17 protein-coding genes are annotated in these 15,986 nt (G+C 62.5%); 4 read left to right on the top strand and 13 right to left on the bottom strand.

The annotated features are described in order from the left end of the window. The first annotated feature begins 158 nt into the window (after positions 1–158). Both KVQ82_RS02940 and KVQ82_RS02935 read left to right on the top strand, forming a co-directional pair. Complete coding sequence (locus KVQ82_RS02940) at positions 159–1,565, top strand: adenosylmethionine--8-amino-7-oxononanoate transaminase (protein ID WP_086793625.1); 1,407 nt, start codon at positions 159–161, stop codon at positions 1,563–1,565. Positions 1,566–1,772: 207 nt separating this feature from the next. Further along, positions 1,773–2,492 carry a 16S rRNA (uracil(1498)-N(3))-methyltransferase gene (locus KVQ82_RS02935; RefSeq protein WP_222017934.1) on the top strand — a complete coding sequence of 240 codons (720 nt, stop codon included), beginning with the start codon at positions 1,773–1,775 and terminating at the stop codon, positions 2,490–2,492. Between the two features lie 4 nt (positions 2,493–2,496). On the opposite strand, the gene KVQ82_RS02930 is transcribed toward KVQ82_RS02935, so the two are convergent. Both KVQ82_RS02930 and KVQ82_RS02925 read right to left on the bottom strand, forming a co-directional pair. Next, positions 2,497–3,399 (bottom strand): transporter substrate-binding domain-containing protein, encoded by a 903-nt coding sequence (locus tag KVQ82_RS02930; RefSeq protein ID WP_047297116.1) that lies wholly within the window; start codon positions 3,397–3,399, stop codon positions 2,497–2,499. Between the two features lie 41 nt (positions 3,400–3,440). Beyond that, complete coding sequence (locus tag KVQ82_RS02925; RefSeq protein WP_041063473.1) at positions 3,441–4,682, bottom strand: D-amino acid dehydrogenase; 1,242 nt, start codon at positions 4,680–4,682, stop codon at positions 3,441–3,443. A gap of 108 nt (positions 4,683–4,790) precedes the next feature. Between KVQ82_RS02925 and KVQ82_RS02920 the strand changes: the two genes are divergently transcribed. Beyond that, positions 4,791–5,747, top strand: coding sequence for a LysR family transcriptional regulator (locus tag KVQ82_RS02920; protein ID WP_222017932.1), 957 nt, complete (start codon positions 4,791–4,793; stop codon positions 5,745–5,747). Between the two features lie 51 nt (positions 5,748–5,798). Here KVQ82_RS02920 and KVQ82_RS02915 read toward each other — a convergent pair whose 3' ends face one another. Next, on the bottom strand, positions 5,799–6,416 hold the full coding sequence (locus tag KVQ82_RS02915; protein WP_007964065.1) for a hemolysin III family protein: 618 nt from the start codon (positions 6,414–6,416) through the stop codon (positions 5,799–5,801). 167 nt (positions 6,417–6,583) lie between these two features. On the opposite strand from KVQ82_RS02915, the gene KVQ82_RS02910 reads away from it, so the two are divergent. Continuing rightward, positions 6,584–7,498, top strand: a complete 915-nt coding sequence (locus KVQ82_RS02910) for a LysR substrate-binding domain-containing protein (protein ID WP_222017930.1) — start codon at positions 6,584–6,586, stop codon at positions 7,496–7,498. A 137-nt stretch (positions 7,499–7,635) separates the two neighbouring features. Here the strand turns inward: KVQ82_RS02910 and madM are convergent, their stop codons facing one another. From madM to KVQ82_RS02860, 10 genes are all read right to left on the bottom strand, one after another. After that, on the bottom strand, positions 7,636–8,400 hold the full coding sequence (gene madM, locus KVQ82_RS02905) for a malonate transporter subunit MadM (RefSeq protein WP_047297120.1): 765 nt from the start codon (positions 8,398–8,400) through the stop codon (positions 7,636–7,638). A gap of 1 nt (position 8,401) precedes the next feature. Further along, entirely contained in the window at positions 8,402–8,818 is a 417-nt protein-coding gene (madL, locus tag KVQ82_RS02900) for a malonate transporter subunit MadL (RefSeq protein ID WP_027610595.1), read from the bottom strand. A 66-nt stretch (positions 8,819–8,884) separates the two neighbouring features. After that, on the bottom strand, positions 8,885–9,805 hold the full coding sequence (mdcH, locus tag KVQ82_RS02895; protein WP_222017928.1) for a malonate decarboxylase subunit epsilon: 921 nt from the start codon (positions 9,803–9,805) through the stop codon (positions 8,885–8,887). Beyond that, a complete protein-coding gene (locus KVQ82_RS02890; RefSeq protein ID WP_222017926.1) occupies positions 9,802–10,422 on the bottom strand; it encodes a malonate decarboxylase holo-ACP synthase in 621 nt (206 codons plus the stop codon). The genes mdcH and KVQ82_RS02890 overlap by 4 nt, the downstream gene beginning before the upstream one ends. Further along, positions 10,416–11,201, bottom strand: a complete 786-nt coding sequence (gene mdcE / locus KVQ82_RS02885) for a biotin-independent malonate decarboxylase subunit gamma (protein WP_222017924.1) — start codon at positions 11,199–11,201, stop codon at positions 10,416–10,418. The genes KVQ82_RS02890 and mdcE overlap by 7 nt, the downstream gene beginning before the upstream one ends. Next, positions 11,198–12,049 carry a biotin-independent malonate decarboxylase subunit beta gene (locus KVQ82_RS02880; protein ID WP_222017922.1) on the bottom strand — a complete coding sequence of 284 codons (852 nt, stop codon included), beginning with the start codon at positions 12,047–12,049 and terminating at the stop codon, positions 11,198–11,200. The genes mdcE and KVQ82_RS02880 overlap by 4 nt, the downstream gene beginning before the upstream one ends. Continuing rightward, entirely contained in the window at positions 12,042–12,341 is a 300-nt protein-coding gene (locus KVQ82_RS02875) for a malonate decarboxylase subunit delta (RefSeq protein ID WP_222017920.1), read from the bottom strand. The genes KVQ82_RS02880 and KVQ82_RS02875 overlap by 8 nt, the downstream gene beginning before the upstream one ends. Then, complete coding sequence (locus tag KVQ82_RS02870; RefSeq protein WP_222017918.1) at positions 12,341–13,213, bottom strand: triphosphoribosyl-dephospho-CoA synthase; 873 nt, start codon at positions 13,211–13,213, stop codon at positions 12,341–12,343. Before KVQ82_RS02870 ends, KVQ82_RS02875 begins: the two co-directional genes overlap by 1 nt. Next, positions 13,213–14,883, bottom strand: coding sequence for a malonate decarboxylase subunit alpha (gene mdcA, locus KVQ82_RS02865; protein ID WP_222017916.1), 1,671 nt, complete (start codon positions 14,881–14,883; stop codon positions 13,213–13,215). Before mdcA ends, KVQ82_RS02870 begins: the two co-directional genes overlap by 1 nt. Positions 14,884–15,113: 230 nt before the next feature. Further along, the gene (locus tag KVQ82_RS02860) at positions 15,114–15,479 is read right to left on the bottom strand and encodes a hypothetical protein (RefSeq protein WP_222017914.1); all 366 of its coding nucleotides are present in this window, start codon (positions 15,477–15,479) and stop codon (positions 15,114–15,116) included. Positions 15,480–15,986 lie beyond the last annotated feature (507 nt).

Below are 15,986 nucleotides of genomic sequence, written 5' to 3'. Positions count from 1 at the left end.
CGAAGAATACGTCAGCCATCAAAACGCCGCCAGCGACGTCTATCGGCCCATACAAAGTAGCTCAATCGACACAATGGGTTGTTCCGACGCGATGCATTGCATAGGCTTGCGCGATTGTTTGCCCGCGCCTGACGCGAGCCGCCTCGAGGAGACTGTAAATGGGCCTGAATAACCAGTGGATGCAACGCGACCTCGCGGTGTTGTGGCATCCCTGCACCCAGATGAAAGACCACGAACAGCTGCCGCTGATCCCGATCAAGCGCGGTGAAGGCGTGTGGCTCGAAGACTTCGAAGGCAAGCGCTACCTCGACGCCGTCAGCTCCTGGTGGGTCAACGTGTTCGGCCACGCCAACCCGCGCATCAACCAGCGCATCAAGGATCAGGTCGATCAGCTGGAGCACGTGATTCTCGCCGGTTTCAGCCATCAACCGGTGATCGAGCTGTCCGAGCGTCTGGTGAAGATGACCCCGCAAGGCCTGAACCGGGTGTTCTACGCCGATAACGGTTCGTCCTGCATCGAAGTCGCGCTGAAAATGAGCTTTCACTACTGGCTCAACCGTGGCCAGCCGAACAAGAAGCGCTTCGTCACCCTGACCAACAGCTACCACGGCGAAACCATGGCGGCGATGGCGGTCGGTGACGTGCCGCTGTTTACCGAAACCTACAAAGCGCTGCTGATGGACACCATCAAGGTGCCGAGCCCGGATTGCTACCTGCGCCCCGAAGGCATGAGCTGGGAAGAACATTCGCGCAACCTGTTCGCCGCCATGGAACAGACGTTGGCAGAGCATCATGACAGCGTGGCGGCAGTTATCGTCGAACCGTTGATTCAAGGCGCCGGCGGCATGCGCATGTATCACCCGGTGTACCTCAAGCTGCTGCGCGAAGCCTGCGACCGCTACGGCGTGCACCTGATCCACGACGAAATCGCCGTCGGCTTCGGCCGCACCGGCACCATGTTCGCCTGCGAACAGGCCGGCATCCGCCCGGACTTCCTCTGCCTGTCCAAGGCCCTGACCGGCGGCTACCTGCCACTGGCGGCGTGCCTGACCACCGACGAGGTCTACAGCGCGTTCTACGACGACTACCCGACCCTGCGCGCCTTCCTGCATTCGCACAGCTACACCGGTAACCCGCTGGCCTGTGCGGCGGCGCTGGCGACCCTGGATATCTTCGAGCAGGACAACGTCATCGAGAACAACCAGGCACTGGCCCGGCGCATGGCCTCGGCCACTGCGCATCTGGTCGATCACCCGAACGTCAGCGAAGTGCGGCAGACCGGCATGGTCCTAGCCATCGAAATGGTCAAGGATAAAGCCACCAAAGAGGCCTACCCTTGGCAGGAACGTCGCGGCCTGAAGGTGTTCCAGCATGCGCTGGAGCGTGGCGCGCTGCTGCGGCCGCTGGGCAGTGTGGTGTATTTCCTGCCGCCGTACGTGATCACCCCGGAGCAGATCGACTTCCTCGCCGAAGTCGCCAGCGAAGGCATCGACATCGCCACTCGCGACAGCGTCAGCGTGGCGGTGCCGAAGGATTTCCACCCCGGTTTCCGTGATCCGGGCTGATGTCCATCAAAAGTTTGAGAAGAACCCTGTGGCGAGGGGATTCATCCCCGATGGGTGGCGAAGCCGCCCCAAAATCAGCAATCGCGGTGATTCAGAATAACCGCGCTCTATGATTTCACGACTGCTGCGCAGCCGATCGGGGATAAATCCCCTCTCCACAAAGCTCTGCACTACAGCCAATACGTGCCAATTTTCTAGAGACCCACCATGAGACTGTCCCGCTTCTTTATCGACGCCCCCCTGAGCACCGGCGAACACGAACTGCCGGAAGCCCAGGCGCATTACATCAGCCGCGTGCTGCGCATGGCCGAGGGCGATGCGGTGCAGTTGTTCGACGGTTCCGGCCATGAGTTTCGCGGCGCGCTGGTGGAAGTCGGCAAGAAACGCGTCGTCGTACAGATCGACGAGCAGTTCGCCGGGCAGATTGAATCGCCGCTGCAGATCCACCTCGGCCAAGGCCTGTCCCGGGGCGAACGGATGGACTGGGCGATCCAGAAAGCCACCGAGCTGGGCGTGACGGAAATCACCCCGATCTTCAGCGACCGCTGCGAAGTGCGCCTGAAGGACGAACGCGCCGACAAGCGCCTGCTGCACTGGCGTCAGGTGGCGATCAGCGCTTGCGAGCAATGCGGTCGCTCGCGGGTGCCGGTGATTCATCCGCCGGTGTTGTTGGCCGACTGGCTGAAGCAAACCCAGGCCGAGTTGAAACTGGTGCTGCACCCGGTGGCCGAGCCGCTGGTGAGCCATGCCAAACCGGCGACCCTGGCGTTCCTGATCGGCCCCGAAGGCGGCTTGTCCGACGCCGAAGTCGAGCAAGCCAAGGCCAACGGTTTCCACGCCGCCCGACTCGGCCCACGCGTGCTGCGCACCGAGACCGCACCGGTTGTGGCACTGGCAGTGGCGCAGCAACTGTGGGGTGATTTCTAACCCGTCACTGCACCGGATCACTGATCGGTTTGGCGATGATTGCCTTGAGTTCGCTGGTCATCGGGAACTCAAGGTTCAAGCCTTTCGGCGGGATCGGCTGTTCGAACCACTTACGGTAGATCCCGTTGATCTCCCCCGAACTGTACAGATCGGCCAGCGCGCCGTTCACCAGCGCGAGGAATGGCGGATCATCCTTGCGCACCATGCAGCTGTAGATTTCCCGCGATTGCTCCTCCCCCACCACGACCCAGTTGTGCGGGTCCCGCGCCTTGGCCCGCTCGCCGTAGAGCAATGCGTCGTCCATGTAGAAGGCCGCTGCCCGTCCCGACTGCAGCATCTGGAACGCCTCGCCGTGATCCTTGGCGCTGATCACGAACATGTTCAGTTTGTGGTCAAGGTTGTAGCTCTTCAGATAGCGCTCATTGGTGGTGCCGGCGGTGGTCACCACGTTCTTGCCGCGCAGGTCATCGAAGCTGTGGATGCCGCTGTCCTTTGCGGTCAGCAACTGCCCTTTGACGTAGATGAAACCGTAGGAGAACGCCACCTGTTTCTGCCGCTCGGCCGTCACCCCGGTGGAGCCGCACTCAAGATCAACCGTGCCGTTCTGCACCAGCGGAATCCGCGTCTGCGACGTCACCAGGTTGTACTTTACCTTCAGCTCCGGCAACGCCAGTTGCTGCTTGATCCGCTCGACAATCTTGCCCGCCAGCTCCACCGAATACCCCATCGGCTGCCCGGTGTGATCGCCCACATACGAGAACGGCACCGACGCATCGCGATAGCCCAGGGTGATGCTGTTGGCGCTGGCGATCTTGCCAAGCGCGCCGGTCAGCGGCACTTCATTGGCCTGTGCCTGGGCGCCGATGAACAGCGCCAGTGTGCAGCCGAGCAACGTGATTTTTTGCATTGTTATTCTCCGTTGTGGTTGGGGTGTTTTAGCAGAAACTGTCACGCCGCACGGGGATTGAGCCCGTGCAGGTCAATGGATGTACGCTGCTGACCGATCAGTTCGCTGAGCAACTGCCCGCTGCCGCAGGCCAGGGTGAAACCGAGCGCGCCGTGGCCGAGGTTGAGCCACAGATTGCGATACGCCGTGGCGCCCAACAACGGTACGCCGGTGGGGGTGGCCGGGCGCATGCCCGCCCATTCCACAGCCGCGTCGTAATTGCCGGCATCGGGAAAGGTGTCGCGGGCCTGGCGCTTGATCAGTGCCAACCGCTCGGGATCTACCGCCGGGTCGAAACCGACGATGTCGACCATCGCCGCCACCCGTAACTGTTCGCCGATGCGCGCGTAGACGATCTTGCGGTCGTAGTCGGTGATGCTCACGTCCGGCGCCCGATGCTCATCGCCGATCGGCACGGTCAGGCTGTAACCCTTCAGCGGATACAGCGGCAGGCGCAGGCCGGGCAGCGCCAGCAAAGGGCTTCGGTGCCCGGCGGCGATCACCAGTTGTTCAACTGGCAGGGTTTCGTTGCCAAGCTCAATCGCCGTAACGACGCCGTGGCTGTGGCGAATGCCGGTGACTGCCTGACCGAGGCGAAACTCGCAGCGACCCGACGCCGTCAATCGCGCCGCCAACTGCTGGCAGAAGGCGTGACAGTCGCCGACTTCTTCATCCGGCGTGTAGATCGCGCCTACAAACGGCGCATCGGTCAGTGCCGGTTCCAGCTGCGCACATTCGGCGGCGGACAACACCTGTTGTTGCTGCGGATCGGCCAAGCCCTTGCGCGCATGGTCGAAGCTGGCGGCATTGCGGAAGGTCACCAGTTTGCCGTTGCGCCGCCAGTTGAAACCGATGAGCCCGTCATCCTCGCGCCAGCGTTTCAGCGTGCTCTGGCTGAACAGCGCCAGACGCAACAGATGCGCCGCGTTTTCCCGGTTGACCGAGGTGCGGCAGGCGGCGAGAAACGACGCCATCCAGCGCCACTGCGCCGGGTCCAGACGCGGGCGCAGCTTGAGCGGCGAGTCGCCGCGCAGCATCCAGCCGATCGCCTGCAACGGCACGCCGGCATCGGCCAGCGGCGCCACATAGCGGTAGGACAACTGGCCGCCGTTGGCGAAGCTGGTTTCGCTGCCCAGCGACTGCCGCGCCTCGACCACTGTTACTTCGAAACCGTCGCGCACCAGCGCATAGGCCGTTGCCAACCCGATCACGCCGCCGCCGATGATGCACACACGCTGAGCCATGTCCGTCCCTATTTCTATGTGAAGACGAGGCTGAGGTTAGGATGAGGTGACAGGCGCCGAACAATGAATAAAGATGCCAGACCTATAAACAACGGTTATGGACTCGCCATGCGCCTTCGCCACATCGAGATTTTTCAGGCCATTCGCCAGACCGGCTCGGTCAGCGCCGCTGCGCAATTGCTGCACGTCTCTCAGCCGGCGGTGACCAAAGTGCTGCAGCACGCCGAGCAGCAGTTGGGCTTTCCGCTGTTTCTGCGGGTGCGCGGTAAATTGCAGGCGACTCCGGAAGCGCTGGAGCTGGAGCGCGAAGTCGACAAGGTCACGGAAAGTCTGCAAGGCGTGCGACGCCTGGCCCAGAGCCTGCGCCGCGAGCCCGGCCACAGCCTGCGGATCGGCGCGACCCCGGCGCTGGCGCTGTCGTTGCTGCCGCCGGCGATCCGGCAATGGACGGCACAGTTCCCGGACATCGCCTGCGAACTCTCCAGCGCCCACAGCCGCGAGCTGATGCAGAACCTGCTGATGCGCGAAGTGGACGTGGCCCTGACGTTGCAGTTGCCGGATCATCCGGGATTGAAGGCGCAGGCATTGGCCTCGGGCGTGTTGGTGGCGCTGGCGCCGAAAGGTTACTGGCCGGAGGAAGAAGCCGGTCAGCCGTTGCCGCTGATGGCGTTGGCGGGAGCACCGCTGATCGGGCTATCCAGCGCCGACCCGCTGGCTGCCCGACTCGACAGCTACCTGGAAGCGGTCGTGCCACCGCCTCGCGTGCGGATCGCCGTGCAGACGTATTCGCTGGCGCGGGCGATGGTGGAGTCTGGCGCCGGGGTGGCGGTGATCGACCCTTTCACGGCACTCGGTGCTTCGCCGACCAGCACCGTAATCCGCCCGTTGGCGCCGCCCTTGCCGATCACGTTGTACGCAGTGACCCGCGCCACCGAACCGCCACCGCATACCCTCGGCGACTTGTTGCAGATATTCAGCAGACGCGCGCAGATACAACTGCAAACCCTGGTCCCTGTGGGAGCTGGCTTGCCAGCGATTGCGGTGGCCCCATCAACACATGAGTGACTGACAGTCCGTCATCGCGGGCAAGCCCGCTCCCATAGGATTTGTGATGTTCTAAAGGACATAAAACAGAATCGCCACAAAGTGCAGCAGACTCCCGGCGATCACGAACAAATGCCAGATCCCGTGCGCATGCCGTAACCGGTGATCCAGGGCAAAAAAGATGATCCCCACGGTGTACAACACCCCGCCCGACGCCAGCCAGGCAAACCCTGCCGTGCCCAACGCCGCAATCAACGGTTTGACCGCCACCAACACGATCCAGCCCATCACCGCGTAGATCACGATCGACAGGATCCGTGCTTCCGAGCGTGGCTTGATCTCCTGCAGGATGCCGATCAGCGCCAGCCCCCAGACAATCCCGAACAACGTCCAGCCCCACGGCCCGCGCAACGTCACCAGGCAGAACGGCGTGTAGCTGCCGGCGATCAGCAGATAGATGGAAAAGTGATCGACCTTCTTCATGATCGCTTTCTTGCGCCCGCGCACGCTGTGGTACACGGTCGAAGCGCTGTAGAGCACCAGCAAGGTAAAGGCGTAGATCGCCACGCTGACGATCTTCCACGGACTGCCGTCGAGGCTGGCAATCACCAGCATCCACACGCCGCCGATAAACGCAGCCACGGCCCCGACCAGATGCGTCCAGGCGTTGAGTTTTTCCCCGTGATACATGTGTCGCTCACCTCAAGATTCGTTACCGCAACGCGCAAGGCTCGGGCCTTGAGCGTAAAAGCGCAATGTTTCCGTTTAAAAGATCAAAAGATCGCAGCCTTCGGCAGCTCCTACAAAGAGCGGCGCATACCGGGCACAATCGACGCATTCTAAAAAGAGTCCGCGCCATGCTGATCGACGAAGAATTGACCCTGAAAAAACTCGAGGTGTTCCTCGCCTTCATGCGCACCGGTAATCTGGCGCGTGCCGCAGCCGAGTTGCAGACCAGCAATGTCAGCGTACACCGGGCGATCCATTCGCTGGAAAGCGCCCTGCGCTGCCCGCTGTTCAAGCACGAAGGGCGCAACCTGACGCCACTGGAAAGCGCCTACGTGCTCGAAGAACGCGCGCAGAAGCTGATCCAGGACGTGGTCGAGAGTGTGCGCCTGACCCGCGAGGCCGCCGGGTTCTCCGCTGAACGCTTCAAACTCGGCTCGCTGTACTCGCTGACGGTGAAAACCGTACCGCAACTGATCATGGGCCTGAAGATCCGCCGCAGCGAACTCAACATCGACCTGATCCTCGGCTCCAACATCGACCTGCTGTACAAGCTGAAGAACATGGAAGTCGATGCGATTCTGGTGTCGCTGGACGACACCGTCAGCGACCCGGACTGCGAGCAGATCCCGCTGTTCTCCGACGACATTTTCCTCGCCACACCGGCAGATTCAAGGTTCGCCCAACGCAGTGAAGTCGATCTGGCCGAGGTGCGCGACGAAACCTTTATCACCCTGACCCAAGGCTTCGCCACCCATCAGGACGGCATTCGGGTATTCAAGCAAGCGGGGTTCGAGCCGAAGGTGGCGATGCAGGTCAACGACATCTTCACCCTGCTGAGCATGGTCAGCTCCGGGGTCGGCTATGCGCTGCTGCCAGGAAGGATTGCGGCGGTGTACGAGAATCGGGTGAAGCTGATCCCGTTGCAGGAGAAGTACCGCTTGCAGCAGCACATTGGCGTGGTGTTCTTGAAGGCCAAGGAGCGCGATCCGAATCTGCTGGCGTTGCTGGCGGAGTGTCGGATGTATGCCAATCGCCAGGTTTGAGACCGCGTCGCCTGCATCGCTGGCAAGCCAGCTCCCACAGGGTTTTGTGCTGATTCAGAAATCTTCTTACAACACAAAACCTGTGGGAGCTGGCTTGCCAGCGATGGCGTTAGACCCGACAACACAGAATCCGAAAGTCAGCCCACAATCCCGCGAACAATGAAGAACAACAGCGAAGGCCCCAGCAAGCACCCAAGCCCGGTGTGGAACGTCGCCGTCAACGCACCATAAGGCACCAACCGCCGATCCGTCGCCGCCAGGCCCGCCGTCACCCCGCTCACCGTCCCGGCCAGACCACCGAACACCATCGCCGAACGCGGATTATCCAGGCCCATCCAGCGCGCCGCGACCGGCGTGCCGACCATCACCAGAATCGCCTTGATCAACCCGGTGGCAATCGACAGCGCCATCACATCCGATGTCGCGCCAATCGCTGCGCCAGTCACTGGGCCGACGATGTAGGTCACCGCGCCCGCGCCGATAGTGGTCATGCTCACCGCATCGCGATAGCCGAAGGCCCAGGCCATGCACGCGCCGACAATGAACGGCAACACCGTACCGAGCAGCAGCGCGATCACGCCGATCAACCCGGCCTTCTTCGCCTCGGTCGCCTGCACTTCGAACGCCGTGGCGACAATCGCGAAATCACGCAGCATCGCCCCACCCATCAGGCCGATGCCGGAGAACAGCGTCAGATCCGCCAGGCCTTTCTGGCCGCCCGTCAGGGTGCCGCCGACCCAGGCCAGCACCAGACCGATGACGATGGCAATCGCCGAGCCGTGAATGCGCCCGAAGGTCAGGCGTTTGGAGAGAATCACCGAGACCCACATGATCACGCCGACGAAAGCGAACGCGGTGATCAGGCCGTTGTGTTCCAGACCGTTTTCAATGAGAGCCCACATGTCAGCGACCTCCTACCGGGGTGCCGACCGGGGTGACTTCCACCGGTTCGTCAGGCAATGGCTCACCTTTATGAGTGCGGCTGATCAGGGCAATGGTGCAGCCACAGACCAGCACCGAACCGATGGCCGCCAGCACCGCCACCGGGCCGCCGTGCAGGGCGGTGACGACGTTCTGTTGCGCGGCCATCGCCACCACCACCGGAATGTACATTGCGCCCCAGAAGCCGACGCCCATCTCGCAATCCTTGGTCATGCCGCCGCGTTTCTGCATCCACAACCGCGCGCAGATCAGCAGGATCATGGCGATGCCGACCCCGCCGACGTTGGATTTGACGCCCAGCAACACGCCGAGCATGTCGCCCATGATCACCCCTGCCAGCGTACAGATCGCCAACAGCGCCACACCGTAAATAATCATTGTTGTAGTCCTCAAAGTGCATCGTCGAATGTTGTTTTTGTTGTTCGAAGCCTGAGTCGCGGCGGTTTAGGGTCGGCGGTCTCCCTCCTCTCGCAACAGCGCCTGCAGGGTATCGAGCCGCGCACTGTCGAAAGCAGTGACCGTGCCCGATTCGAACACCCGGCGCGCCAGCCCGGTCAGCACCGCACCGGGCGGCAGTTCGATTTGTAAACGTACACCGCGCTCGTAGGCGCTTTGTACGGTGCCGCGCCAGTCCACCACGCGGCACATGTTGAAAGCGAGGTCGTCGCGCAAGGCATCTGGCTTGACCAGCGGACGCGCGCGACTGCCACTCAGGTAAGCGATTTTCGGAGTCTTCAGTTCAACTTTGGCGAAAGCCTCGGCGAGGGTTTGCGCAGGTTTTTCCAGTAACGGGCAGTGCGACGGCACGCTCACCGCCAGGCGTTTCGCCAGACCGGCGCCACAACTGCGCGCCAGCTCCGCCACCGCTTGCATCGCCGCGTCGCTGCCGGCAATCACCACCTGGTTATCGGCATTGATATTGGCCAGGTACACCGGCGACTCCGCGCTGTGCACCTGCGCCAGCAGCGTTTCGACGGTGGATAACTGCAGACCGATAATCGCGGTCATGCCATAGCCCTGTGGATAAGCCTGCTGCATCAACTCGCCACGCAGGCTGACCAGGTGCAACGCATCGCTGAAGCTCAGGGCTCCGGCGACCACCGCTGCCGGGTACGCACCGATGGACAGGCCGGCGACGTAATCCGCCGTAAGTCCGTCCTGCAGCAACTGCCGCGAGGCGGCGACCCCGGCGATCAACAGGCACAGCTGAACCGCCCGGGTGCTGCGCAACGCATCGGCAGAGTCGAGCAGCGAGATATCCTCACCGAGCACGTCGCTGGCCTCGGTCAAGGTTTCCCGAGGCAAACGCTGGAGCATGCCCGGTTGCTGCGCGCCCTGGCCGGGGAACACCAACAGTCTGCTCACGCTGCCTGCTCCTGCAGGTTCCACGGATCAGCCACCAGACAGGCTTGATGGGCGTTTTTCAGCAGCACCCGTGCAGACCCGCCGGCCCATTCGCGCAACGCGACCGCACCGAACGGCGTCTGCAATTGCATGTCGACCCGGCACACGGCTTGATCAAAAACCGCGACCAGTTTGCGTGCCTGATTACGCGTGATCAGCTGCGGGGTACGCAGAATCAGATCGAGATCGCTGGCCTCATGCATCGCGACAAAACCACTGGCCAACTCAAACCCGACACTGCCGCTGATGCCCCAGACCCAACCGCAATCATCGAGCATCGGCCGCAGTTGTTTGAGTGCCTGCATCACCAGTAAATCGCGCTCGCACTCAACATGACACAGCGCCTCAGGACTAACGCGACAGGCAATCGAATCGACCGGCATGAACGCCGCCAGCCGCTGCTCACGCAACACACCGCGCACGCCCACCGCGACCCAACCTTCAGCGCTCACCGCCCGCCGCACCACCACCGGTTGCCCGGCAGCCAGCGACTCGATCGCCCACCGCGGCGCATCCGCCGGCAACTGCGCCGGGGTCATGCCCCACAGCAGGTCATGGGCCAGTGGCTGGTTCACCACTGCGCCCTCAGCAGTTCACGCACGCGGCTGGACGCTTCACGATTTTTCGCGCCGAGACGCTTGCGCAAGTCAGTGCTGGAGATATCGTCGATGGCCTGTTTCAGGCATTCGGTCACCCGCGCCAGATCCTCCGTTGTCGGCTGCTCGATCTGCTGCACCGAGAGGGTTTCCCAGAGCAATCCGAGGCTGGCGTAGCTGTCGATGTCATAGGCCATTGGCGGCACGCTGGCGGCCAGTGCTTCCAGTTCCTCGACACTGCGCAGCGTCACTCGCGCCGCCGAGGCCTTGCCCATCGCATGCACCATCACCCCGGGATCGCGCAGGGCAATCAAGCGGTTGGCCTGATAACCGTGGGCAAGAAACGCCCCGGACATGGCCTTGCCCACCAGCAGTGCAATCACCGGATGCCCGGCCAAACGGGCGCGGGCATAACTGTCCGCCGCACCGGCCAGGGCCTGATGAATGCCGAGGGCTTCTTCGCGACGACCGTAAGCCTGGCTCGGTACGTCGACGATGGCGATGATCGGGCGTTTCTGTGTGTTGTCGCGATCCGCCGTGATCGCGTCATCCACAGCCTTGGCCAAGCCCCAGCCTTCGAGCAATCCGACTTCGCCGTTGCGAGCCCGTGGGAAACGGTTGTCGGGGTCAGCGACCACAGCGATCAATCGTCCGAGTTCACCGTCAGCAACCTTCAACGAGGGCGGCAAACCTTCGACCGCTTTCGTACCAACGCTCAGGGCGTTGAACCAGTTCAAACCGCGCACGGAATAACCACTCATGAGCGCTCTCCTTGATACAGATCGCGAACCACCGCAGGCTCGATTTGCTTATCGGTGTCCAGGCTCGCCAGACGTTGCAGAAACCAATCGGCACTCTGACTGCGCGGCTTACCGGGCAAACCCTGCTGCAGCAATTCACCAACCTGCTGGCGAATCTGCGCCACATCATCAGCGACATAACGATCCACCAGCTCACTGGCGAACCGCTGCTCGCCACCGGTCAGGCTCCAGATGAAGGGCCGGTCGCGGGAGTCGTATTCCTCGATCCCGGCTTCCTGCTCGATCACCTGTGGGCCGTTCAACCCAAGGCGCGCTTCCTGGGTCACCAGCAAATAACTGCACAGCGCAGCGGCAATCGACATGCCGCCGAAACAACCAACACTGCCCGCGACCACACCGACCACCGGTTGGTACTGCTGCAAATCGACAATCGCCGCATGAATATCGGCAATCGCCGCCAGCCCGAGATTGGCTTCCTGCAAACGCACGCCACCGGTTTCCAGCAGCAACACGGCGCGGGTCGGGATGCCTTTGCGGTTGTCTTCGGCGGCCAGTTCCAGCGCGCCGGCAATCTTCGCCCCGCCGACTTCGCCGAGGCTGCCGCCCTGGAACGCGCCTTCGATGGCGGCGATCACCACCGGCAAACCGTCGACGCTGCCCTTGGCGATCACCACGCCGTCATCGGCTTGCGGTACCACGCCCTGGCGTTCGAGCCACGGCGACATGACCCGTTGAAACGGGTCGAGCAATTCGCGGAAGGTTCCGGCGTCGAGCAAGGCTTTCGCCCGTTGCCGCGCACCGAGTTCGACAAAGCTGTGCTTGTGCAACAGCGCTGTGCTGTCAGTCATAGTCGATCTCCTCGAAACCTTGTTCCAGACGCAGGCGCACCACACCCGGCGTGGCGCCGAAATCGTGAATATCGATGGCCATCGCCGGTGGGGTGGTGCCGTCGAACATCCGCGCAAACAGATGCTGCCAGCGCTGCTGCGCACCGTTGACCGAGGTCTGCACATTGATCGTCAGCTTGCCGGCCAGCCCCGGTTCGATCAGCACTTCCAGATCGCCCGAGCCGACACAACCGACCAGCGCGCGCCCGCGTGGCGGCTGCCCGGCGGGAAATTCAAAGGATAAGGTTTCCATCAAAACGCTCCCTGAAGGATGCCGTCGCGCTCGATTCGATCGAGCAGCAGCGTGGCGGCGAGCAAGTCGGCGGCGCCACCGGGCGAGGCATTCAATGCGATGAGTTGTTGATCCAGTGCGTGCAGGCGCCGACGCCCGCTGAGGCTGGCGCTGCCGCCGGCATCGAGCACCGCTTGCGCACCGTGTTGCATGGCCTGCAGGCCTTGTTCACCGGCGCGGTAGAGCACGCAGGTGTCGGCCAGATCGGTCATGATCGCCAGCAGCGCATCGAGCCGGGCGTTCTGTTCGCCGTGACCGTTGGCGCGGCTGCGTTTGAGTTGCGGCAGACCACGTTGCAGCACGGACGGGAAGCCGAGTTGCGCTTCCTCCCGAGCGCCGCGTGCGCCGTAACGCAGGGCGACCTGAGCGCCGTGGCTCAGCGGTTTTGGTGCGTAGCGATCATCCAGCAAGGCCAGACGTGCGGCGCGAACAGAGACGGCGTTGGCACTTGAGGATTTCGGTTCCAGCGCAGCGGCGGTCACCAGTAAACCCAGTGCCCAAATTGCCCCGCGATGAGTATTCACCCCGTCGGTGGTCGCGAGCATGGCTTGCTCGCCTTCGCGACCGATGCGGCCAATCGTTTCGCGCAACGTTGAATCGACTTCGCCGATTTCAACCGCCGCTTCAGCCATTTCCTTGAACGCCGGCCATAACGACAACGCCGAAGCGTGCATCAGGCCCAAGTGCAGATCGGTGTGCGCGCCATTGCCACGTCGGTCGACCAGCGCCGGTTTCGGTGACAGATCGGCTTCGTCGATCAGCGCATCCACCGCCAGATCGGCCAGGCGTTCGCTCAGGCTCAGGGGTTTCGCTTGCAGGTTGAGTGCGTGCATCACCAGCTCCTGAATTTGGCGGGCGGGTTGTACAGGCCGCCGGACCACTCGACCAGATCGGCCACGCTTTTCGCCGCCAGCAGTTCGCGGGTGGCGTCGGTGCGGCGGATGCCGAGGTCTTCGGGCAAGGCGATCAGGCCTTCGCGGCGCATGCGTTCAGTGTCTTTCGGGTTGTGGCGCAGGCCGATGGCAGTCACGCCCGCAACCGCAGCGATCATCGCTTGGCGTTCTTCCAGCGAGCGCGCCTTGTACAGGTAGGCGATGCCCTCTTCGGTGAGCAGGTGGGTAACGTCGTCGCCGTAGATCATGATCGGCGCCAGCGGCATACCGCTTTTCTTCGCCACTTCCACCGCGTCGAGGGTTTCGACGAAGGTCGGTTTGCCGCCCTCCTGGAAGGTCTCGACCATTTGCACGACAAGTTTCTTGCCGCGTTCGAGTATCGGTTGCGGCGCGTCGTCGTGGCGCATGTCGAGCCACGCCGGGGTGCCGTGACGCCGACCGCGCGGGTCGTGGCCCATGTTCGGCGCACCACCGAAACCGGCGAGGCGACCACGGGTCACGGTCGAGGAATGGCCGTCGCCATCGACCTGCAACGTCGCGCCGATAAACAGATCCACCGCGTATTGCCCGGCGAGTTGGCAGAACATCCGGTTGGAACGCAGCGAGCCGTCGCGGCCGGTGAAGAACACGTCCGGGCGCGCGGCGATGTAGTTTTCCATACCGAGTTCGGTGCCGAAGCAATGCACGCTTTCGACCCAACCGCTCTCGATCGCCGGGATCAGGGTCGGGTGCGGGTTGAGCGTCCAGTTGCGGCAGATCTTGCCTTTGAGGCCGAGGGATTCGCCGTAGGTCGGCAGGATCAACTCAATGGCAGCGGTGTTGAAACCGATGCCGTGGTTCAGCGACTGCACGTTGTGTTTTTCGTAGATCCCGCGGATCGCCATCATCGCCATCAACACGTGCACCGGTTTGATGTGCCGTGGGTCGCGGGTGAACAGCGGTTCGATGTAAAACGGCTTGTCGGCCACCACCACGAAGTCGACCCATGAGGCAGGGATGTCCACGCGGGGCAGCTCGCTGACGTCATCCACCAACTGGTTGACCTGGACGATGACGATGCCGTCGCTGAACGCGGCCGGTTCGATCAGCGCCGGGGTGTCTTCGGTGCTGGGGCCGGTGTAGATGTTGCCGTTGCGGTCGGCCATGAACCCGGCCGAAAGCACGACGTTGGGGATCAGGTCCACCACCAGCCGCGCGTAGAGTTCGATGTAGGTGTGAATCGCGCCGACTTCCAGCAGGCCGTCTTCGAGCAACTGGCTGATGCGCAGGCTCTGGGTGCCGGCGAAGGAGAAATCGAGCTTGCGGGCGATGCCGCGTTCGAACAGATCCAGATGCTCGGAGCGACCGACGCTGGGCATGATCATGTGCAGATCATGCAGCTTGGCCGGATCGGCTTTGGCCAGCGAACGGGAAAGGAAATCCGCCTGCTTCTGGTTGTTGCCCTCCAGCACCACCCGGTCGCCGGGATGAATCAGCGCTTCGAGCGCGGCGACGATCTTGTCGCTTGGCAGTACCACACCGTCGGCCAGCCCGCGCACCTTGTCGAGACGCCGCTGCTTCTCGTCACGCCGCCGCGTCCAGCGCGAGTCGGGGGAAATTGTTGTTGTCATGCTCACTCCACGGGGTTCGCTGTCGTGGAGCTACCTTAGGAGTGTCGGGTGGGGGCATCAATCAAGCGCGGTGGTGAATCATTACGCTGAGCGTAACGTTCACTGGCCTCATCGCTGGCAAGCCAGCTCCCACAGGTTTTTGGGTAATTATCAGAATCCGAAAACAACTCGGACACTGTGGGAGCTGGCTTGCCAGCGATAGGGCCGGTCAACACACCGCAACGACTGGATCAGTCTGCGGGCACCCACTTGTCCAACACCCGATTCACCGCCATCTCCGCCACCATCACCACCTGAGCAATGCCCTGCAGCGTCTTGCGGTGCGTGCCTTGCACCAGCGCCGCATGATTGTTGAGCATGACCGTGGCCGAGCCGAGGGATTCACTGGCGTCGGCCAGCAGGGATTCGCTGTCGGCGTCGGGGTTGGCCATGTACAGCGTGTTGGGGGTGTAGGGCGTGGCCATGAGGTCGGGTTTTGGCGGGCCGAGGTAATGGTCGAGGGCGCGTTCGGCGGCTTCGTGGAATTTCTTTGATTCGGGGGCTTCGTAGGGGGATGCCGTGTCGGTGACCGGCGGGTTAGGTGTTACTTTGAACATCGGAATGTACCTCTGTGAGGCCGCACCATCTCGCTGCTAAACGGTAGGGTGGCGGCTGTGCGCAAGTTAGCAGACCGGTCATTCCGGAACCCGGCGCACCCGAAGGTGCCATGCACACAGCCACCATCAAGCGCAGGCGAATGCCTGACCGGATGAGACTTGTACGACCGGAATAAAACGAAGCCGGGCTGCTAAACCCGATCACTGGGAATCAGTGACGCAATCAAGTTACGCAGGCTGCCGAGGGCGCACAAGCCGGCGGATTCTGGTGCATGCGTAGGCAGTGGCGCAAGGATTTGTAGGCTGGTGAGGCGTAACACTGAGTGTCTTTAAACAGCTGTGCCAGAATGTGTTTATTGCACTGCAGAAATTGAAGATTTGCCTGTAAGAATTTGCTGATTCAACTGGCCCCATCGCTGGCAAGCCAGCTCCCACAGGGTTTTGTGTGACTCACAAAATCCGAATACGACGCGGACACTGTGGGAGCTGGCTTGCCAGCGAAGAGGC

The organism is Pseudomonas sp. AO-1, from assembly GCF_019775695.1.
GTDB classification, from domain to species: Bacteria; Pseudomonadota; Gammaproteobacteria; order Pseudomonadales; family Pseudomonadaceae; genus Aquipseudomonas; species Aquipseudomonas parakoreensis.
Note: the sequence above shows the minus strand (reverse complement) of the source record. Positions and strands in the feature narration are given on the sequence as shown.

Coding starts and splice junctions, on each gene's coding strand:
- KVQ82_RS02940 (WP_086793625.1), top strand. CDS start 159: ATGGGCCTGAATAACCAGTGGATGCAACGCGACCTCGCGGTGTTGTGG.
- KVQ82_RS02935 (WP_222017934.1), top strand. CDS start 1,773: ATGAGACTGTCCCGCTTCTTTATCGACGCCCCCCTGAGCACCGGCGAA.
- KVQ82_RS02930 (WP_047297116.1), bottom strand. CDS start 3,399: ATGCAAAAAATCACGTTGCTCGGCTGCACACTGGCGCTGTTCATCGGC.
- KVQ82_RS02925 (WP_041063473.1), bottom strand. CDS start 4,682: ATGGCTCAGCGTGTGTGCATCATCGGCGGCGGCGTGATCGGGTTGGCA.
- KVQ82_RS02920 (WP_222017932.1), top strand. CDS start 4,791: ATGCGCCTTCGCCACATCGAGATTTTTCAGGCCATTCGCCAGACCGGC.
- KVQ82_RS02915 (WP_007964065.1), bottom strand. CDS start 6,416: ATGTATCACGGGGAAAAACTCAACGCCTGGACGCATCTGGTCGGGGCC.
- KVQ82_RS02910 (WP_222017930.1), top strand. CDS start 6,584: ATGCTGATCGACGAAGAATTGACCCTGAAAAAACTCGAGGTGTTCCTC.
- madM (WP_047297120.1), bottom strand. CDS start 8,400: ATGTGGGCTCTCATTGAAAACGGTCTGGAACACAACGGCCTGATCACC.
- madL (WP_027610595.1), bottom strand. CDS start 8,818: ATGATTATTTACGGTGTGGCGCTGTTGGCGATCTGTACGCTGGCAGGG.
- mdcE (WP_222017924.1), bottom strand. CDS start 11,201: ATGAGTGGTTATTCCGTGCGCGGTTTGAACTGGTTCAACGCCCTGAGC.
- KVQ82_RS02880 (WP_222017922.1), bottom strand. CDS start 12,049: ATGACTGACAGCACAGCGCTGTTGCACAAGCACAGCTTTGTCGAACTC.
- KVQ82_RS02875 (WP_222017920.1), bottom strand. CDS start 12,341: ATGGAAACCTTATCCTTTGAATTTCCCGCCGGGCAGCCGCCACGCGGG.
- KVQ82_RS02870 (WP_222017918.1), bottom strand. CDS start 13,213: ATGCACGCACTCAACCTGCAAGCGAAACCCCTGAGCCTGAGCGAACGC.
- mdcA (WP_222017916.1), bottom strand. CDS start 14,883: ATGACAACAACAATTTCCCCCGACTCGCGCTGGACGCGGCGGCGTGAC.
- KVQ82_RS02860 (WP_222017914.1), bottom strand. CDS start 15,479: ATGTTCAAAGTAACACCTAACCCGCCGGTCACCGACACGGCATCCCCC.